This window comes from Atopobium minutum 10063974 (genome assembly GCF_000364325.1).
GTDB classification, from domain to species: Bacteria; Actinomycetota; Coriobacteriia; order Coriobacteriales; family Atopobiaceae; genus Atopobium; species Atopobium minutum.
The window spans coordinates 57,504-73,188 of record NZ_KB822534.1 but is presented as its reverse complement, the minus strand read 5'-3'; the positions used below and the strand labels follow the sequence as shown (position 1 = coordinate 73,188).

Genomic DNA, 15,685 nt, shown 5'->3' with positions numbered 1-15,685 from the left:
AGATTCCGCTGTACGAGCGGTTTCATATGGTTGTCGATTTTTGAGAAAGGTGTTCCTATGAAGGGTTATGCAATGCTCAAGATCGGCGAGTCTGGCTGGATCGAGAAGGACGTTCCTCAGTGTGGTCCTCTTGATGCTATTTGTAAGCCACTTGCCATCGCTATTTGTACTTCCGATATTCACACTCTGTGGGAGGGCGCTATTGGTGAGCGCCACAATATGATTTTGGGTCATGAGTGCTCTGCAGAGGTTGTAGAGGTAGGCGAGTGCGTCAAGGACTTCAAGCCCGGCGATCGCGTACTGGTACCTGCAATTACTCCCGATTGGAACTCGCTTGAAGCTCAGGCTGGCTATTCCATGCACTCCGGTGGCATGCTTGCCGGTTGGAAGTTCTCTAACTTCAAGGATGGCGTCTTCTCCGAGTTCTTCCATGTAAATGATGCAGATGGCAATCTTGCCCATATGCCTGAGGGCATGGATCCTGCAGATGCCTGCATTTTGTCCGATATGGTTCCCACTGGTTTCCACGCAGTAGAGCTTGCTGATGTCCAATTTGGTGATACGGTTTTGGTTATTGGTATTGGGCCTGTTGGCCTGATGAGCGTAGCCGGCGCTGCTCTCCATGGTGCTTCTCGCATTATTGCGGTAGGTACGCGTCCGGTATGCGTTGAGGCTGCTAAGGGCTATGGCGCAACTGACTTTATCTCTTACAAGGACGGTCCTATTGCCGATCAGGTCTTGGAGATGACAGGCGGCAAGGGCGTAGACCGTGTGTGCGTAGCTGGTGGCGGCGTAGAGACCTTTGAGCAGGCGGTTAAGGCGCTCAAGCCTGGTGGCAAGATTGGTAATGTAAATTACCTTGGTTCTGGTGACTACGTATCTATTCCTCGCGTTGAGTGGGGCGTTGGTATGGGGCACAAGGATATCCGTGGTGGCTTGATGCCTGGCGGTCGTCTGCGCATGGAGAAGCTGGCAAGCTTGGTAGAGGCTGGCCGTCTGGATCTTCATCCTGAGGTTACCCACCTGTTCCATGGTTGGGATCATGTAGAAGAGGCACTGTTCCTCATGCGTGATAAGCCTGCAGATCTTATCAAGCCTGTAGTTGTTATTGACTAACTTCATAGTTAATCGCTACAAGGTATTGATCACTACAAGCCTCTGCACAGGGTGTATATCTTTGCAGGATAGTTGGGTTTAACGGACAGGGTCGTCGCTGTGTTTGGCGGCCCTGTTTTTAGTAGTTGTGATGGTGGCTGCAGCTGTTGTTAGTGGTAGGTTTGGCTTGGTTTGTAAGCTGCAAATTGACGTTGGTGTTTGCGGAGCGGTAATGGACATTTTGGTTGTTTCTGGTTTTCTAGGTGCAGGTAAAACTACCTTTATTAAGGAACTTGCTCGTCGTACGGGCCGCGATTTTGTTGTGTATGAAAATGAGATCGGGCAGGCCGATATAGATGCCCAGCAGCTCAGAAATGCGTCGGAGCTTGAGGTCTGGGAGTCTACCGAGAATTGCATCTGTTGTTCGGGAAAACAGGACTTTGCTTCGTCGGTGCTTACCATCGCCAACACCTTTGACCCGGATTACCTGGTTGTGGAGCCAACGGGCATTGCACGCTTGGGTAGCGTGTTGGAAAATCTGTCAAAAATCCGCTATGAGCACATTCGTTTATTGCCTGCCATCACCGTGCTTGATGCGCTTAATTGTGCGCACCAGCGCACGCTCAATCCAGATGTATTTGACAATCAGATAGCCTCGGCAGCTACCATTGTGTGCTCTAAGGTTGCACATGGTTCTGATGATGTTGTTGCGGCGTCCCTGTCTGAGCTGGTACGTCAATCCAATCAAGCTGCCACTATGATTTGCCAGCCATGGGATGAGTTGCCCGATGCGTGGTGGCGGTCATTGCTCCACGCTCCTGCCGAGAAGAGCAGTGAGTTCAAAGAAATATCCTCTACAACAAACGGCCCTGGTGCCATTGGGTCTCTTAGTGCCGCTGGCGTTGAGGCTGTCGATACTACCGATGAGCTCGAAAGCCTTGCACTACAGTACGTGTCTGTGCCAACGCCCGCGCACCTTGCTTGGATTGCTGACGCGCTTGCCTGTGGCACCTTTGGGCAGATAACCCGTGCCAAGGGTGTGGTAGCGTGCGGAGCGCAGCTGATACGTTTTGATGTGGTGGATCGCTCATGGGCTCTTACGGGGGCCGAGCCATCCATGGAGGCAGATGAAGTGCGCGCTGTATTTATCGGCAAAGCTTTGAACCGTCATGCCTTGCGTGAGTTTTTTGTCCCCGCTTTGCAGCGTAAGCATGCAGAAATTGAGGGGCACCACCATCAGGCACACGAGCACGAGCATGAGCACGAGCACGAGCAGCTTCATGAGGAGCACTGCCACGAGCATTACCATGAGCATGGCTGATGGAGTTACTTAAAGATAACGTACATGCCGGTGCTAACCACCGCGGAAATGATGCCTGCTGCTAGAGCAAGCAAGATCTTTTGATACGGTCTCTTTCCTTCTTCTCGGGCCTTCTCAAGCTCATCGAGGTGCTTACCTTCTGTAAAGGCCAGAATTTCACGATAGGTTTGCATGTCAAAGTGCTTCTTGTATTTCTCAACCTTATACGCAACGATAAGTGCAGCGAAGGCAAGAACACCCCAGACAGCGATTCCAAGTCCTCCAAAATAGTGGACGAGAGGCAGTGGCGTTACTATAACGAGGATAAACAATAGAGTAAACATGTATCCTAGGGCGTTAAATGCCCTTTGATCAATCTCATTGATGCGCGCTTTCATGATAGGCAAATCTCCCTTGATAAGCTGATCGAGTGATACGTCAAAGACATTGCATAGAAGTACCAAGCTATGGATATCTGGATAGCTTTTATCGTTTTCCCAATTGGAAATGGTCTGTCGAGAAACATAGGCTTTTGCAGCTAAATCATCCTGAGATAAGGACAGGGCATTCCTATACTGCTTGATATGTTTTCCTATTTCCATGGTGTCCTCCTTTCACGTATCAGACTAGCTTGAGAGCTGCATGAGCGCTATCAAAAGGCTTTGACAAGTGGGGATTGTGCCTGTTAATCCTAGCTGTCAAAACAGTTTTACAGGGTTGTATAGTCACATGGTTGTGCGGATGTATGGTTGCACGGTTATGCCGGCACTACAACAAGCTGTGTAGCGCTGCCCTCCAGTGCTTCTGTAAACAGTGCTTCTGAGCTTGTTTCGCACACAACAAAGTCTGCATCGTCTAAGCTGGCAAATTTAATAAGGCCCTGCGCACCAAGCTTACTTGAATCCATAAGAACACAGGTTTTCTCGGCACAGTGCATAAAGGCACGTTTAAGCTCTGCCATTTCTTGGTTGTTGGTAGTAAGGCCATACTGAGGTGTATATGCGGTGGGACACACAAATGCCATATCGGGATGGAGCGACTCAAGCATTTGCAAGGACAGCCAGCCACTGGAATACCTGTGACCCTTGCGCAGTTTGCCGCCCAAAACGATTACGTCTATGGAGGGCATGGAGCGATCTACCAAATTGGCAATCGTAAAATCATTTGTGATAAGGGTGATGCCAGTTTTATCTGCGAGCGCTTTTACAAACTCTACTGCTGTGGTGCCAGAGTCCACCAAAATGGCTGTGTTGTTGGGAACCAGTGTGGCAGCGGTGAGCGCAACAGCGCGTTTTCCCTCCGCGTTAAGGTTAACGCGCTGATCTTGCAAAGAAACGGTGACCGTACGGGCAAGGGCAAGAGCGCCGCCATGGGTACGACGCAAACGCCCGTTTCTGCCCAAGGCATCTAAGTCAGTGCGTATGGTTACGCGAGAAACACCAAAGAATTCTGCGAGTTGGTTTACCTGGACAGAGCCTTCTTGGTTCAGAAGGCTCATAATGCGGGCACGCCGTGCTTCTACAAAACCCGCAATGGTATCGTTCGCCTGTGCGGTGTGAGTGGGATTGGTGGAAGTAGGGCTTGTGGCCGTGGTGTTTTTGCCTGTCATGGATACTCGCAAACGTGCATAGTGTAGGTATAGATGTGTATAAAACGTGTAGGAACTGTGAAGCATGATCTGAGGCTAATGATAACAGTTCGATTTGCTTTTTCTTGCTTTTATCGAGAGGAGCGAGCAAACAAAACAAAAGATAAACAAAAAGCAAAAGAAGCACTATTAAAAGGGCTATCTCTCATATTCCCTGCAGATAAACAATGCAAAATCAAGCTGAACAAGAGAGCTGATAAGCGCGTAGAATACAGCTAACAAAAGATTGCTTTACGACTAAAGACAAGCTTTAAAAGCAAGTTTTTGTCGCAAAACAAGTTCTGCTTGGTTGTGTGATGTCGGGCTCATTTGTGAAGAAGTATGAGGCTGGGCACCAGTTGGCGAGTTGGTCACAGGCTGACAAAACCAACAGATCAGCAGAACCACAAGGGGAAAGGATGCTTTGTCATGCTGGTAAGCACCAAAGAAATGTTGCGTGATGCACAGGCACGCCACTATGCAGTGGGCGCCTTTAATGTAGAGAACCTTGAGTTTGTTATGGCTGTTATTCGTGCTGCTGAGGCTAAAAAGTCTCCAGTGATTATGCAAACTACGCCCGGTACGCTTAAGTATGCTGGCTTAGAGTACTTTGTTTCCATGGTTCGCACAGCTGCTCAAAAGGCAAGCGTGCCTGTGGCTCTGCATCTTGATCATGGTGATAGCTTTGATCGCTGTATGCAGGCAATGCGTGCTGGTTACACCTCGGTTATGATTGATGGTTCGCATGTGTGCTTTGAGGACAACATTGCACTTACTGCTTCGGTAACCAAGGTTGCGCAGGCAATTGGCCTGCCGGTAGAGGCAGAGCTGGGCAAGGTTGGCGGCAAGGAGGATGACGGCCCTGCTGTAGAGGGAGAAAATCCCTACACCGATCCCGATGAGGCCGTGGAGTTTGTCGAGCGCACCGGCTGCACATCTTTGGCGGTTGGCGTTGGTACCGCTCATGGCGTATATAAGGGCATTCCCCACATTGAGCAGGGTGTTCTTAAAGAGATCCGTTCTCGTCTTGATATTCCTCTGGTTTTGCACGGTACATCTGGTGTACCAGATGATCAGGTAGCAGAAGCCATTCAAAACGGCATCTGCAAGGTTAACTATGCCACAGAACTGCGTCAGGCATTCATGGCTGGCTTTATGGAGTACATGGCCGCTCATCCCGATTGCTTTGATCCTAAAAAGCCTGCGGCGCCTGGCATGGTAAACATTCAAAAGGTTGTTGAGGATCACATGGACAACCTTGGCTCTACCAATCGTGCATAAGTGCGGCAACCGGAGTAGGTAATGATTTACACCCTTACAACTAATCCTGCGGTAGACATGAATATTACCAGCGATGACCTGCGCTTTGATAAGGTCAATCGCACGCGTGACGCCGTGTATACACCTAACGGAAAAGGACTCAACGTATCCTTTACACTCGCCCACTATGGAGTGGACTCTCAGATCTTAGGCTTCTTCGGAGGTTTTACAGGCAGCTATATCGTAGACGGAGCTTCCAAGATTTGTCCCGTTAAGCCTGTCTGGATCGATGGCATCACGCGCCTTAACGTATTTCTTACGGTGGGCGATAAGGAATACAAGCAGGTAAACGCTGGCGCACCGGTAAGTCGTAAGGCTCAGCTGCAGATGCTTGACCTTATCGACCGCTTGGAGGATCTGGACTGTCTGGTTATCTCTGGCAGTTTGTCGCCCAACATGGACCCTCAGTATTACGATGAGGTTATCAATGTTGTCCAAGCTAAAGGCGCGCAGTTTGTGCTGGATATTTCCCATCCCTGTTTGGCTCATTTGGTAGAGCGCAACCCGCTGCTCATTAAACCCAATGATGAGGAAGTCGCGGACATCTTTGGCGTGGACGTTCATTCTGAGCAGGATTGTATTGCCGCATTGCACATGCTGCATGAGCGCGGCGCACAAAACATTTTGCTGACGCTTGGCGGTAATGGTGCGTACTTTTACGACGGACAGGACGTGTACCATGCTACGGCTGCCAAGGTCCGTGTGTTATCCACGGCGTGCGCGGGCGATGCAACTCTGGCAAGTTTTTTGTCTATCTGGAATGAAAATCGTAGTAAGGTTAAGAGCGCTTTATCCCGCGCTATGGCAACGGGTGCCAATGTTGCTATGAGTGCTGGTTTGGGAGACTTTGCTTTAGTGGATAGTTTATCCAGTCAAATTCAGGTCTCACAGATAAAGTAAGGTAATCGCGCGTAAGCGCAAGGGGGATGTGCCACAGGCACAAAAAGAAAGGAGGGGTTGCACATGGCTGAAGACACCCAGGTCTACGACATTATCGCAGCTACCGGTTGTCCAACAGGCATTGCGCACACCTTTATGGCCAAGAAGGCGCTGGAGGATGCTGCAGCCGCCAAGGGTCTCACCATTAAGGTGGAGACTCACGGTCAGGTAGGCATTGAGAACGAGGTTACTCCAGCTCAGATCAAGGCTGCCCAGGTGGTCATTATCGCTGCCGATAAGGACGTGAATGCCGAGCGCTTTGCTGGCAAGCCTATGGTTTCTGTAGGCGTGAGCAAAGCAATCAAAAAAGAGGACGCAGAGGCTCTTATCGACCAGGCTCTGACCGCTCAGGCTTCTGGCGAGATGACCAAAGAGGTCGCAAACGCTGACTCTCAGACCGATGCTCCTGCTAAGGAATCCGTGGGCCATCAGATTTACAAGCACCTCATGAACGGCGTAAGCCACATGTTGGTCTTTGTAGTTGCTGGTGGTGTTCTTACCGCAGTTTCGTTCCTTTGGGGCATTACTTCATTTAGCTCTACCGCTACAGATTACAATGCTTTTGCCGCCTTGCTTAAGACTATCGGTGGTATCTGCATGGGCCTTATGGTTCCGGTGCTTTCTGCCTACATTGCAGAGTCCATAGGTAAGCGTCCTGCATTGGTACCTGGTTTTCTTGCCGGCATGATTGCAATCCAAGGTCTTCCTGTATCACCCGAGACCGGCCTTATTGACGCAACCGGTACGGGTGTAGGCTTTGGCTTTTTGGGCGGTATCATTGGTGGTTTCTTAGCTGGTTATACCATTGTTCTTTTGGAGAAGCTCTTTGCCAATCTTCCCGAGAACCTCAATGGTCTTAAAGCAATGTTTTTGTATCCACTGTGCTCTGCCTTCATTGTTGGTCTGGTAATGCTGGGCATTTCTGGTCCTATGGCAGCAATTAATATGGCAATGATGGACTTCCTCAGGAGCCTTTCTGCTTCTGGTCCTATCGTATTGGGTCTTGCTATTGGTTGCATGTGCGCGTTTGACATGGGTGGCCCTGTGAACAAGGCTGCGTACGTAACCGGTACCGCTATGCTTACTGAGGCCTTAGCTGCTGGTGTTGGCACCCCTACCTATAACTTTGGTACCAACTTCATGGCTGCCGTTTCTGCTGCTTGCATTGTTCCTCCACTGATTACTACCTTTGCTGTCCTTTTGGGCAAGAAGTACTTTACGCAAGAGGATCACGATGCTGGTTTGGTTAACTTTGTCCTTGGTTGTACGCACATTACCGAAGGCGCAATTCCTTTTATGACCAAGAACATTTGGCCCGTTATGCCCATCATGATGCTTGGCTCTTCCATTGGCGCTATCCTCACCATTTTCTTTGGCGTCCACGATCCAGCGCCTCATGGTGGCTTCTTGGTATTGCCTGTTGTTGATGGTGGCCTTATGTGGGTGGTAGCAATTCTTGCTGGTACCGTTGTAGGTGGCTTGCTGTTCTTGCTCTTTAAGCGCAATCAGTATGTCAAAAACGGCAATAAGGTTGTTGACTAAACAGGGTAAGCAAGCTACGTAGACTGAGTGCTTCCAAACATAGTAAAGGTGCTGGATGTACCGTACGTCTACCAGCCCTCTTAAGAAAACAGGATGCAGTTCATTGTGAGCTGTGTCCTGTTTTTTTGTGTCTGCAGTGCTTTGTGAGAGCTTTGGTGTGCAACTTACCAAGCATTTGTTGCATCTTAGGATTCTTTGCAGAGGCGTGTGAGTCTGAGCTTTGTATACTGGGTCCATCAAAGAGAAGGGTAGGTCAATGAGAATATCAATTACAGAAAAAGATGGCTTTGAAGGTATTGAAGTCAAGCTCACCGTTGATCCTCATAATCCTCAGCTTCCTCGCCTGCTTGAAGTCTTACGCATGAGCGAAGGAAAATTCCTTGCGTATCAAGGCGCTGGAACTGAGCGTATAGTAATCCCGTTTGCACAGGTGGCATTTGTAGAGGCTCATGAGCCAAGGGCACATATTCATTGCATGGATGGGCGTGTGTTTGAAAGTGCCCAGCGCTTACGAGCTCTAGAAAATGACTTAGAGCATACGGAGTTTATCCGCATTTCAAAACAGCTCATTGTCAATTTTGATGCCGTCATTGGGATTAGGCCAGAACTGTATGGTCGTATGGTTCTGGATTTACAAGGTGGTACCACCGTATTGGTGTCTCGGGCATATGCAAACACCATCAAACAAAAACTGACGTCTTGGAAGTAGGGGAGTACTATGGGAGTGTACTTTAAAGAATCTACCGATAAAAACAGCAGTGCTGTTGTTCGCCTTGTGCAAAATGCAAAGGAGGGCTGTGTTGGCTCAGTTGTAATGCTGGTACTCATATTGGTTGTTAATGTCTTTCTCAAGTATCAAGCGGTGCAAAATGAGCTGATACTCAGCATAATCATTGCAGGGATTATGGGAGGCATACTGCAAGGATTTTGGTTTAGATACGACACCAAGACCACAGCCTCATTAAACTACATAACGCGGATTCTTGGTTTTGGTCTGAGCTATTTTGCCGTATTGGTAGGTTGTGCATGGTATGGTACTTGGCTACCTGTCAGTCAGGTAGGTCCATGGATTGCTTTTACTGTTTTGTATTTGCTGATATTGGTAATAAATGCCCTTGCGATTAACTCAAAATTCAAAAAGCAGGGCGGTACTTATATGCAGCAGCTTGAGGAATATAGAAAACATCAGGTTAAATAATCTCTCGTACAGCATTGATTCAGAGCTATTTTTTGGTACCGTAGGAAAATTATTATCCAGCGGACAAAGGATGCTCATGCAAGATCAATCTATCACACGCCTGAGTGCAAAAAATTCTCTTACCGTAGGCATCACGCTTTTTTCGATGCTCTTTGGTGCTGGCAATCTTATTCTTGCCCCTATGGTGGGTGCTCAGGCTGGTACGGCTGCTACAGCTGCAATGGTAGGCTTTATCGTTTCCGCTGTTGGACTACCTATTTTGACCATTGCGGCTGTAGCAAAAATTGGTACAGCTACAGATTTGGGTAATTTAATCCATCCGCTGTTTTCAAAAGTATTCATAGCACTTGTCTACTTAGCCATTGGTCCTTTTTTGGCAATTCCTCGTACGGCTTCTACATCGTTTCAGATGCTTTTGCCTTTGCTGGGAGTTGCACAGGATAAAGTAGCGTTTGCTCAGCTGGTCTTCTCGATTGTCTTTTTTGCGCTGGCTTTTGTGCTGGCCATGCATCCAACCAAGCTTAATAAGCTCATGGGTATGTTTTCTGGTCCGGCGCTTATCATTCTTATTACCTTGGTTGTTGGTAAAACACTTTTGTTTCCTGCGGCTGCTCCACAAGCCACTCAGGTAGCTGCTTACAGCACGAGCCCTCTTGCTACGGGATTTATCCGTGGATATGAAACTATGGATGTATTGGCAACGCTTGCCTTTGGTGTGGTTGTTGCAATGAATATCCAGTCTTTGGGCTTAAAAGAGCCTCAAGCTGTTTCTAACCAGGTGATTCATTCTGGTGTGATTGCTGGTATTGTGATGGCCGTGGTGTACTTGGGCATGTGTTTTGTGGGCATGACGGTAGGCCCTGTGATTGGAAACATGGCAAACGGTGCGGATATTATTTCTTCTGCGGCAACGATACAGTATGGTGTTGCGGGATCGGCGTTGGTGGCTGCCATTTTCTTGATCGCCTGTCTTAATGTGTGCGTTGGCTTGGTAAGCTCTATCTCTGAGTACTTTGTTACAACAGAGGTGGGAAAGCATCTGAACTATACACAACTGGCCATTGGTATTGTGCTGATCTCGGTGGTATTTGCGAACTTTGGTCTTGATACCATCTTGGCTTATTCCGTACCCGTGCTTTCTGCCCTCTATCCCGTAACCTTTGTTTTGACAGCCTTGGGTCTTGCGGGTGGCAGTAAGCCTTCAACTGCGAAGGCTTGGAAACTGACCGTAGTGGTGTGCATAGTAATTAGCACAGCCATTGCCATGAGAAATGGTTTTGCACCACAGGTTTGGATTGTGTTTGATGCGCTTCCTCTTGCAGATATAAGCCTGGCTTGGTTTATACCTTCGGTAGTAACGTTTGTGTTGGTCTGGGCATATGGCGCTGTCTTTGGCAAGAAGCAACAGCAGGTATAAGCACATGAGCGGTGGCTATAAGCAACAGTAATGATAGGCACAAGCTCTGGTAGAAGCAGTAGGTATAATCGAATGAGTAAAACAAAGCGGGGTGTAAAAACCCCGCTTTGTTCGTACTGTTGGTTTTTGCTGAGATTACTTGCTGTAATTGTAGAAGCCCTTACCTGCGTTAATGCCTAATTCACCGGCATCAATCTTGGTCTTAAGCTTTGCGGCAATCTTTGCATGCATTGAGGTGGGATCAGATGCATCGGGCTGCATGGCATTGATGTTATATGCCGTGGTGAGTCCAACAATATCAAGAATGCGGAAAGGACCTGCAGGAGCACCAGTGCCAAGCATCCAGGTTTTATCGATAGTCTCGGGGTCTGCAACATCATTGGCCCACAAAGACATGCTTGCGTTAAGGAAGGGAACGAGCATGGAGTTGAGAATATAGCCAGGCTGCTCTTTGTGAAGCAGCAGAGGAATCATGCCAATTTGCTTGGCAAACTCTACGACCATATCGTAATACTTCTGATCTGTACCAGCGTGACCCATGACCTCACCCGTGTTATGTGACCAGATTTCGTTTGCAAAGTGCAGGGCAAGGTATTTCTCAGGACGACCTGTAGCCTCGGCAAACATACTGGGGATCATGGTGGAAGAGTTGGTTGCTACAACGGTATGCTCGGGAAGATACTTTGCGAGCTCCTGGTAAAAGGCGGTTTTTTGTGCGGGATCTTCTGCAATAGACTCGATAAGGAAGTCTACATTTGCCGCTTCTTCATAGCTGGTAGTGAGCTTAAGATTGTCATAGGCCTTGAGTACCTGCTCTTTAAGAGCGTCGATGCCGGCTGCATCGAGCTTGGCACCCCAGCCTGCAGGCCAAGGAGCCTTCTCATTAGTCTTGGCATTGTCAAGAATGCCCAGGTAAATATCACGTAGACGCTCAAACTTAGGACGAGCGCGTTTAATGGAATCCTCAGAGCGCAGCCATACGGTGGTGTCAAACCCCTTGAATGCGGTCTGGAATGCAATCTGGCTGCCCAGAACACCGCCGCCTGCCACTGTTACTTTTGTAAAGCTCATGACAAACCTCTTTCTTATAGAACGCGCCCGGTGCGCGTTGCGTACTGAACTACCACTGTTCTTCCCACATCATACGTTTCAAAACAGATTTTATGCATTTCACAAAAAGATTGTATACAACTAAATTTGACGGGAATAGAAAAAAATTACAAACGTTGCTGTTCGAGAAAAAGCATGTCTGTTGGAGGCATGGAATTCTCGGCTCCATAAGGAAGGATGAACTATGTCTTTGTTTGATGCGCTTGAAAAGCGTCGTTCTGTGTATGCACTCACCAAAGAACTCCCTATTTCTGATGAGGAAGCTGTAGCTCTGGTAAAACGCGTCGTTGAGCTTACTCCGGATGCCTTTAACATGAAGAGCGCTTATGCCCTTGTTGTAATGGGCGAGAAGCAAAACGAGCTTTGGGATGCCGTCTATGATGCCTTTGGTGGTAAGGTTGCGCGTGAGAAGATTGATGGCTTTAAGGCTGGCGCTGGTACCGTGTTGTTCTATATCAACCAGAATACGGTAAAGGCAATGCAGGCAGACTTTACTCCTTATGCAGCTAATTTCCCTATCTGGGCTAACCAAGCAAACGGTATGCTCCAGTCCAATATTTGGGCTGCATTTGCCGAGAAGGGCGTTGGCGCAAATCTCCAGCACTACAACCCTGTTATTGATGACAAGCTAGCAGAGCTGTTTGACGTTCCTCAGGGCTATACTCTTGTTGCACAAATGGTATTTGGTGGCATTGCTGCTGTTCCTGACGATAAGCCCGCAGATGATGGTACACGCGTAAAGGTTGTTCGCTAAGAGCTTGGCTTTGCAACACGAGAAAGACTTGATACAGCCGAGGTAACGAGTGTTTTGTTGCCTCGGTTTTTTCTTGTTTATATATACCTCTATGGGGTATAGTAGATTCAGGTATAAAAACCCCTTGGGGGTATATTGAGGAGTGAGCCATGACCGAGTGCCCAACCTGCCATATAAAGCATACGCCCCGCTCTGAGCAGCTCGTAAAGGATACAACGACACGCCTTAATCGTGCGATTGGCCAGCTTAACGGTGTTAAGCAGATGATTGAAGAAGGCCGGTACTGTGGGGATGTGCTGGTGCAATTAGCAGCTGCGCAAAGTGCTGTTAAGGCGGTCTCTCGCATGCTGCTGGAAGACCATCTGCAAAGTTGCGTTGTAGAAGAAATCCAGCAGGGCAACACAGAGGTTATTTCAGAGGTTGTAGACCTCCTCAAGAAGTTCTCGTAAGGAAGCACTATGGATACACAACATGATCCTTCGTCCAGCACTGCTGTTGAGGTATTTGACATTGAGGGCATGACCTGTGCAGCATGTCAAGCGCGTGTCCAAGCCGTTACCAATGCGGTCGATGGCGTGGAATCCGCGCGGGTTAATCTGCTCAAAAATTCAATGGAGGTCAGCTATGACGGCAACGCTCAAACTATTGAGGCTATTGTAAAGGCTGTCGATAAGGCCGGGTATAGCGCAACGCCTCGCACCGTAGCTGAGGTCTTCTCGTCTCATGCAAATGCAGGCATAGGAGGCGGGGCATCGGCCGCCGTTTTGGGTGCAACGGTTAATCCGGCGCACAACGCACAAAAGGCCATTGACCATAAGCGCATGCAGCTTATCTGGTCGATGGTATTCTCGGTACCTTTGTTTTATGTAGCTATGAGTCCCATGTTCGGATGGCCTTTGCTGTTTGCTTTGGGCAGCATGCAGGGCATGGGCGTTCGTGCGTTGTTGGAGCTGGTGCTTGCAACGCCCATCCTGTTTGTTAATCGAGAATACTTTGTGATGGGCTTTAAGTCTTTGTTCCATGGGGCGCCTAATATGGATGCCCTGATAGCTTTGGGTTCAGCCGCTTCGTATGCCTATAGTTTGGTGGCTCTGTTCCAGATTATGTGGGGCTATGGCTTTGGCAATACCCAGCTGGTAATGAGCGTGGCGCATGAGCTGTATTTTGATTCTGCGGGTATGATTTTGACGCTCATCACCTTGGGCAAGTTTTTTGAAGCGCGTGCTAAAGGTAAAACCACCAATGCTATTTCCGCTTTGATGGATCTCTCTCCTAAAACGGCAACGCTTTTGCGTGAGGGCAAGGAGCTTGTGGTGCCCACCGACCACGTGGCTGTTGGCGATGTGGTTGTGGTGCGTGCGGGACAGTCGGTACCGGTAGATGGCACGATTCTTGAGGGTTCGGGTGTGTTGGATGAATCCGCCATTACCGGAGAGCCGCTGCCTGTGACCAAGCAGGCGGGTGAGCAGGTAGTTGGTGCCACGGTTTCTAAAGGCGGCTGGTTTACCATGCGCGCCGATGCCGTTGGAGAAAACACTGCTCTTGCAGGTATTATTCGTCTGGTGGATGAGGCAACCAATACTAAAGCACCTATTCAACGGGTGGCAGATAGTATTGCAGGCGTATTTGTGCCTATAGTTATGGTTTTGGCAGCGCTTACCTTTGCAGCATGGTTACTTATTTTTGCTCCCGGTGAGGTTGCGGTAGCACTTAATCATGCGGTATCCGTGCTGGTAATCTCTTGCCCCTGTGCATTGGGATTGGCGACACCAACTGCGGTTATGGTGGGCACGGGGCGTGGTGCTAAATTTGGGATTCTCATTAAAGATGCAGAGGTGCTCGAAACAGCGGGTGCTTTGGATACCGTGGTATTTGATAAAACGGGCACCATTACAGAAGGTAAACCCAGTGTGGTTACCATAGTTTCAGCGCAAGGAGTAAGCGAAGCTGAGCTTTTAGGCTATGCGCTTGCTATTGAGTCTAAATCCGAGCATCCTTTGGCAGATGCCGTAGTTGCTTATGCGAGCAAAAAGCTGGAAGCGCTTACAGGCGACGCAGTTGGTACGGGTAACACAGCTGACGCAGGTGGTACGGGTAACACAGCTGACGCAGACAGCGCGGCGGCGCAGGTACAAAAGCTCCAGGCAGCTGTGGTTGAGAACTTTAGCCAAGTGGCAGGAGCAGGGCTGGTTGCTTATGTAGATGGCAAGCTGGTCCTTGCTGGTAATGCGTCTCACCTGCAGGCACATGAGGTTTCGATCACAGAACTTCTCGCTGATGCAGATGTGTGGATGGAACAAGGAGCAACGCCACTGTTCTTTAGTGCGGACGGTCGTGCGCTGGGCATGATTGCGGTGAGCGATGCTATAAAGGTGCAGTCTGCGTCTGCGGTGAAGCGCCTTCATGAGTTGGGACTGCATACTATTATGCTTACGGGTGATCAGGAAAAGACTGCCCGTGTCGTTGCGCAGGCAGTGGGTGTGGATGAGGTTATTGCTGGTGTGCTTCCGGATCAGAAGGAGCATACGATTAGAGAGCTGCAGGCCTCTGGCAAAACGGTTGCTATGGTGGGCGACGGTATCAATGATGCACCCGCACTGGCACGAGCAGATGTAGGCATCGCTATTGGCGCTGGTACCGACATTGCTATCAGTTCTGCCCAAGTGGTGCTCATGCATTCCAATCCTGCAGATGTAGCAACAGCCATCGAGCTCTCCCGTGCCACTTTGACTGACATCCATCAGAATCTGTTCTGGGCGTTGTTCTATAACGTCATTTGTATTCCGGTTGCCATGGGTGTGCTGGTTCCCTTTGGCATTACGCTCAATCCCATGATTGGTGCGCTGGCCATGGGCTTCTCGTCCGTGTTTGTGGTGTCCAATGCCTTGCGTCTGTTTGGCTGGAGACCGCGCGTTGCGCCACATGCTCAGGATGATGGGGTTTCTCAGCAGGTAGCCCACACAAATGTCCACAATACCAGCGCTCATGGTGAAAATACTGACAATACCAGCGCTGACGATAAAACAACTGACGATACCAATGCTTCTGGAGAAGCTCAAGAGAAAGGAAATGCTCCTATGGCAGCCAAGACACTTACTATTGATGGTATGAAGTGCGAGCACTGCGCAGCGCATGTAACCGAGGCGCTTGAAGGCGTGCGCGGTGTAAAAAATGTGCGGGTATCACTTGATGACAAGACCGCTACGCTTGATGCGGGTTTGTTGGTGTCTGACAACAAGCTCATCAAAGCGGTTGAGCAGGCAGGGTATACGGTTACCAACATTGCGTAAGGCATAAGAAGTCTGTCGGCGCCGGCACTGGTACTAGCACTGGTATCGGCATCGGCATCGGCCTCGGTATCGGCACCGATACTGGCGTCGACA

At 49.2% G+C, this 15,685-nt stretch carries 14 protein-coding genes; 11 read left to right on the top strand and 3 right to left on the bottom strand.

Annotated elements, in window-relative coordinates; translation table 11 throughout:
- Positions 1-57: 57 nt before the first annotated feature.
- Positions 58-1,116 carry an NAD(P)-dependent alcohol dehydrogenase gene (locus HMPREF1091_RS07065; RefSeq protein WP_002564120.1) on the top strand — a complete coding sequence of 353 codons (1,059 nt, stop codon included), beginning with the start codon at positions 58-60 and terminating at the stop codon, positions 1,114-1,116.
- A gap of 211 nt (positions 1,117-1,327) precedes the next feature.
- Positions 1,328-2,416, top strand: coding sequence for a GTP-binding protein (locus tag HMPREF1091_RS07060; RefSeq protein WP_035424313.1), 1,089 nt, complete (start codon positions 1,328-1,330; stop codon positions 2,414-2,416).
- Between the two features lie 5 nt (positions 2,417-2,421).
- On the opposite strand, the gene HMPREF1091_RS07055 is transcribed toward HMPREF1091_RS07060, so the two are convergent.
- A complete protein-coding gene (locus HMPREF1091_RS07055) occupies positions 2,422-2,997 on the bottom strand; it encodes a helix-turn-helix domain-containing protein (RefSeq protein ID WP_002564118.1) in 576 nt (191 codons plus the stop codon).
- A 155-nt stretch (positions 2,998-3,152) separates the two neighbouring features.
- Complete coding sequence (locus HMPREF1091_RS07050; protein ID WP_002564117.1) at positions 3,153-4,004, bottom strand: DeoR/GlpR family DNA-binding transcription regulator; 852 nt, start codon at positions 4,002-4,004, stop codon at positions 3,153-3,155.
- Between the two features lie 447 nt (positions 4,005-4,451).
- Between HMPREF1091_RS07050 and HMPREF1091_RS07040 the strand changes: the two genes are divergently transcribed.
- From HMPREF1091_RS07040 to brnQ, 6 genes are all read left to right on the top strand, one after another.
- Positions 4,452-5,303, top strand: coding sequence for a class II fructose-bisphosphate aldolase (locus tag HMPREF1091_RS07040; RefSeq protein ID WP_002564116.1), 852 nt, complete (start codon positions 4,452-4,454; stop codon positions 5,301-5,303).
- A gap of 21 nt (positions 5,304-5,324) precedes the next feature.
- Positions 5,325-6,242 (top strand): 1-phosphofructokinase family hexose kinase, encoded by a 918-nt coding sequence (locus HMPREF1091_RS07035; protein ID WP_002564115.1) that lies wholly within the window; start codon positions 5,325-5,327, stop codon positions 6,240-6,242.
- 63 nt (positions 6,243-6,305) lie between these two features.
- On the top strand, positions 6,306-7,823 hold the full coding sequence (locus tag HMPREF1091_RS07030) for a PTS fructose transporter subunit IIC (RefSeq protein ID WP_002564114.1): 1,518 nt from the start codon (positions 6,306-6,308) through the stop codon (positions 7,821-7,823).
- Between the two features lie 256 nt (positions 7,824-8,079).
- Entirely contained in the window at positions 8,080-8,532 is a 453-nt protein-coding gene (locus HMPREF1091_RS07025) for a LytTR family DNA-binding domain-containing protein (protein ID WP_002564113.1), read from the top strand.
- Positions 8,533-8,547: 15 nt separating this feature from the next.
- Positions 8,548-9,021 carry a hypothetical protein gene (locus HMPREF1091_RS07020; protein WP_155887841.1) on the top strand — a complete coding sequence of 158 codons (474 nt, stop codon included), beginning with the start codon at positions 8,548-8,550 and terminating at the stop codon, positions 9,019-9,021.
- A gap of 76 nt (positions 9,022-9,097) precedes the next feature.
- On the top strand, positions 9,098-10,438 hold the full coding sequence (gene brnQ / locus HMPREF1091_RS07015) for a branched-chain amino acid transport system II carrier protein (protein ID WP_002564111.1): 1,341 nt from the start codon (positions 9,098-9,100) through the stop codon (positions 10,436-10,438).
- A gap of 135 nt (positions 10,439-10,573) precedes the next feature.
- On the opposite strand, the gene HMPREF1091_RS07010 is transcribed toward brnQ, so the two are convergent.
- Positions 10,574-11,509, bottom strand: a complete 936-nt coding sequence (locus HMPREF1091_RS07010) for a 3-hydroxyacyl-CoA dehydrogenase (RefSeq protein WP_002564110.1) — start codon at positions 11,507-11,509, stop codon at positions 10,574-10,576.
- Between the two features lie 223 nt (positions 11,510-11,732).
- On the opposite strand from HMPREF1091_RS07010, the gene HMPREF1091_RS07005 reads away from it, so the two are divergent.
- The 3 genes from HMPREF1091_RS07005 (at position 11,733) to HMPREF1091_RS06995 (ending at position 15,592) form a co-directional block, all read left to right on the top strand.
- Positions 11,733-12,302: a nitroreductase family protein gene (locus HMPREF1091_RS07005; protein ID WP_002564109.1), complete on the top strand. Its 570-nt coding sequence runs from the start codon at positions 11,733-11,735 to the stop codon at positions 12,300-12,302.
- Between the two features lie 149 nt (positions 12,303-12,451).
- Positions 12,452-12,751 (top strand): metal-sensing transcriptional repressor, encoded by a 300-nt coding sequence (locus HMPREF1091_RS07000; protein WP_002564108.1) that lies wholly within the window; start codon positions 12,452-12,454, stop codon positions 12,749-12,751.
- 9 nt (positions 12,752-12,760) lie between these two features.
- A complete protein-coding gene (locus HMPREF1091_RS06995; protein ID WP_002564107.1) occupies positions 12,761-15,592 on the top strand; it encodes a heavy metal translocating P-type ATPase in 2,832 nt (943 codons plus the stop codon).
- The last annotated feature ends 93 nt before the right edge of the window (positions 15,593-15,685 follow it).

Excerpts from the sequence above, each read along its gene's own strand:
- HMPREF1091_RS07065 (WP_002564120.1), top strand. The coding sequence starts at position 58 with ATGAAGGGTTATGCAATGCTCAAGATCGGCGAGTCTGGCTGGATCGAG.
- HMPREF1091_RS07060 (WP_035424313.1), top strand. The coding sequence starts at position 1,328 with ATGGACATTTTGGTTGTTTCTGGTTTTCTAGGTGCAGGTAAAACTACC.
- HMPREF1091_RS07055 (WP_002564118.1), bottom strand. The coding sequence starts at position 2,997 with ATGGAAATAGGAAAACATATCAAGCAGTATAGGAATGCCCTGTCCTTA.
- HMPREF1091_RS07050 (WP_002564117.1), bottom strand. The coding sequence starts at position 4,004 with ATGACAGGCAAAAACACCACGGCCACAAGCCCTACTTCCACCAATCCC.
- HMPREF1091_RS07040 (WP_002564116.1), top strand. The coding sequence starts at position 4,452 with ATGCTGGTAAGCACCAAAGAAATGTTGCGTGATGCACAGGCACGCCAC.
- HMPREF1091_RS07035 (WP_002564115.1), top strand. The coding sequence starts at position 5,325 with ATGATTTACACCCTTACAACTAATCCTGCGGTAGACATGAATATTACC.
- HMPREF1091_RS07030 (WP_002564114.1), top strand. The coding sequence starts at position 6,306 with ATGGCTGAAGACACCCAGGTCTACGACATTATCGCAGCTACCGGTTGT.
- HMPREF1091_RS07025 (WP_002564113.1), top strand. The coding sequence starts at position 8,080 with ATGAGAATATCAATTACAGAAAAAGATGGCTTTGAAGGTATTGAAGTC.
- brnQ (WP_002564111.1), top strand. The coding sequence starts at position 9,098 with ATGCAAGATCAATCTATCACACGCCTGAGTGCAAAAAATTCTCTTACC.
- HMPREF1091_RS07010 (WP_002564110.1), bottom strand. The coding sequence starts at position 11,509 with ATGAGCTTTACAAAAGTAACAGTGGCAGGCGGCGGTGTTCTGGGCAGC.
- HMPREF1091_RS07005 (WP_002564109.1), top strand. The coding sequence starts at position 11,733 with ATGTCTTTGTTTGATGCGCTTGAAAAGCGTCGTTCTGTGTATGCACTC.
- HMPREF1091_RS07000 (WP_002564108.1), top strand. The coding sequence starts at position 12,452 with ATGACCGAGTGCCCAACCTGCCATATAAAGCATACGCCCCGCTCTGAG.
- HMPREF1091_RS06995 (WP_002564107.1), top strand. The coding sequence starts at position 12,761 with ATGGATACACAACATGATCCTTCGTCCAGCACTGCTGTTGAGGTATTT.